General features: G+C 73.0%; 3 protein-coding genes and 1 pseudogene. 1 reads left to right on the plus strand and 3 read right to left on the minus strand.

Going from position 1 to position 2,484, the window contains the following annotated elements:
* Positions 1-112 precede the first annotated feature (112 nt).
* From AOK24_RS06845 to AOK24_RS06855, 3 genes are read right to left on the minus strand one after another with little or no spacing between them, the layout of a single operon-like run.
* Positions 113-1,141: an alpha/beta hydrolase gene (locus AOK24_RS06845; protein WP_055719155.1), complete on the minus strand. Its 1,029-nt coding sequence runs from the start codon at positions 1,139-1,141 to the stop codon at positions 113-115.
* 14 nt (positions 1,142-1,155) lie between these two features.
* Entirely contained in the window at positions 1,156-1,506 is a 351-nt protein-coding gene (locus tag AOK24_RS06850) for a hypothetical protein (protein ID WP_055719156.1), read from the minus strand.
* Between the two features lie 14 nt (positions 1,507-1,520).
* On the minus strand, positions 1,521-2,021 hold the full coding sequence (locus AOK24_RS06855; protein WP_055719157.1) for a TetR/AcrR family transcriptional regulator: 501 nt from the start codon (positions 2,019-2,021) through the stop codon (positions 1,521-1,523).
* Positions 2,022-2,170: 149 nt separating this feature from the next.
* Here AOK24_RS06855 and AOK24_RS06860 point away from each other — a divergent pair.
* Positions 2,171-2,484 (plus strand): annotated as a pseudogene (locus AOK24_RS06860) (peptidase M20); the annotation flags it as partial.

Here is a 2,484-nt window from a genome sequence, read left to right on the forward strand (position 1 = left end):
GGTCGGTGATCGGGTTCACGGTCGGGGGCGGGTGAGGGATCGGACGGCGTCAGGGGCCCGGAGTCGGCGGGAGTTCCGGGAAAGCCGCCGGCCCCCCGGAACCCCCGCCGACTCAGGGGCGGGTGAGGCGGCGCAGGGCGTCGAGTGCGGAGGGGGCGAGCGTGTCCGGGTGGGTCGCGTCGTGCAGCAGGTGGTCCACTCCAGGGAGCGTCACGCGGCCCGGTCGGGCGGCGTGTGCGTGACGTAGGGCGCTGGTCAGGGCGTCCGTCGTGGTGCACGGGACCTGGGCGTCGTTCGTGCCGCAGGTCAGCAGCACCTTGGTGCCCGGGCGGAGTGCGGCGGCGGTGTCCGGTGGGTGGATGGCGTCGTCGCTCCGGACGAACCGGGCGCTGGGGCCCTGGAACGCCTCGAAGAGCCGGGCGACGGCGGGGGGCAGGTCGGTGGTGTCGACCGGCCGGTGTGCGCGCAGGGAGGTGACGGCGGTGTCGATGGCCGTGTCGATGACGCGTTGCTGCTCGGGGGTGAACTGGCCCTGCCGGGTCGCCTCGGCGACCTGGGCCTTGAGCTGGAGTGCGACCAGGTCGAGCAGGCGGAGTGCCTGCGGTTGCAGGAGTGCGAGGCCCGCCGGGCGGGGGTGGGCGGTGCCGCCGAGCAGGAGTGCTGTGAGCGCGCCCTCGCTGTGTCCGGCGACCAGCAGTGCGTGCGGGTCGGTCTCCGGCTGGTCGCGCAGCACGTCGTAGGCGGCGCGTGCCTGGCGGACGAAGGCGGGATAGTCGAGGTTCTCCGGGTGATTCTGGTAGGCGCCCAGTCCGGTGCGGCCGGTGCCGTACTTGTCGAACCGCAGCGTGACGACCTTGTCCCGGTCGAGGGCGGCGGCCAGCTGGGCCAGGGTGTTCGGCGTGGACACGGGCGGCTGGTTGCCGTCGCGGTCGGTGGGGCCGCTGCCGGGCAGCAGCAGGGCCGCCCGCAGCCGTTGTCCGGCGCGGTGTTCGGGGATGTGCAGGGTGCCGTACGCGGTCGTGCCGTCGGCTGTGAAGGTGATCTCGCGGTCGGTGGCGGGTACGAGGGCGGGGGTCGCCGCGGCCGGGGTGGCGGTGGCGGCCGTCAGGGCCAGCAGGGCCGTCGCCAGGTGGCGGAGCATCGGTCCACCTCCCTTCAGGCCAGGGCCTTCTCGACGAGGGCGACCGTCGCGCGGGGGTTGTCGACCTGGAGGACCAGGCGGGTGTACCGCTCGTCGGTGAGTTCGATCACGACGGCCTTCGACGCGTCCTTGACGTCCCAGAAGATTTTTTCGCCGTCCTGGTGGAAGGTGCCTGCCGTGATGACGCCGGGGACGTGGGAGCCCGGCGCGCGGATGCCCTTGGGGTCGGTGGAGATGCCGGGGTCGGCGGTCGCGCCCCGGACGTTGGCCAGGGGGATCGTCAGGCTGCCCTTGAAGGCCCAGAGCTTGTCGAGGCCCTCGATCACGACGACGAGGTGGTCGCCGTCGATCCGTATCCGTGCCATGCAGGGCTCCCTTTTCAGGTGAGAGGGGCGAGGTGCCGGGTCAGTGCGGTGGCCACGCCGTCGGGGTTGCCGCGCAGGAGGATGCCGAGCGCGGCGGAGGTGAGGGCGGTGGCCAGGTCGGCGGGGACGCCGAGCGCGTCGGCGATCGCCCGGTCGACGGCGGCCAGGGCGGCGTTCACCTCGGAGGCGACCTCCGCGTCGGCCGGTGCGCGTTCGACCGCCGCGAGGAGCAGCAGGCCGAGGTCGGCCGACGTCACGAGCCGCAGCGCGGTCGCCGCGTCCGGTGCGCCGGCGAGGGCGTCGAGCAGCGGGCGGACGTCGTCGGCGAGGTGGCGGCGCAGCGCGGTCAGGTAGAGGCCGCGTTTGCTGCCGAACGTCTTGTACAGGCTGTTGCGGTGCACGCCGAGGTGGCTGACGAGGTCGTCGACGGACACGCCGTCGTACGCGCGCCCGCCGAACAGGTCCACGGCGGCGCGCACCGCCTCGTCCTCGTCGAATGCTCTTGGCCTGCCCATGGCCCCTACGGTAGACAGTTGAGGAACGATCGGTCAAGAACGATCGTTCCTTAATTGGTCTCGGACCTGGGAGGGATGCGCGCGTGTACACCGAGGCGGAGGCCGCCGTGCTGGCGGCGATCGACGAGACGGCGTTGGCCCGGACGCTGATGGAGCTGGTCGCCGTGCCGAGCGTGACGGGGAGTGCGGCCGAGTCGGAGATCCAGCAGGTGCTGGCGCGGAAGCTGGCGGAGCTGGGGGCTTCCGACGTCGACCTGTGGGCCATGGACCTGGAGGAGCTGTACGCCGATCCGGGGTTTCCGGGGCTTGAGGTGGAGCGGGACGAGGCGTGGGGGCTGGTGGGGTACTTCGGGGGCGGCGAGGAGGCCGGGCTGATACTTCAGGGCCACGTCGACGTCGTACCTGCGGGGGACCCCGGCGCCTGGGACGGGGACCCCTTCGTGCCCCGCGTGCGGGGGGAGTT

It is taken from the genome of Streptomyces niveiscabiei, from assembly GCF_001419795.1.
GTDB lineage: Bacteria > Actinomycetota > Actinomycetes > Streptomycetales > Streptomycetaceae > Streptomyces > Streptomyces niveiscabiei.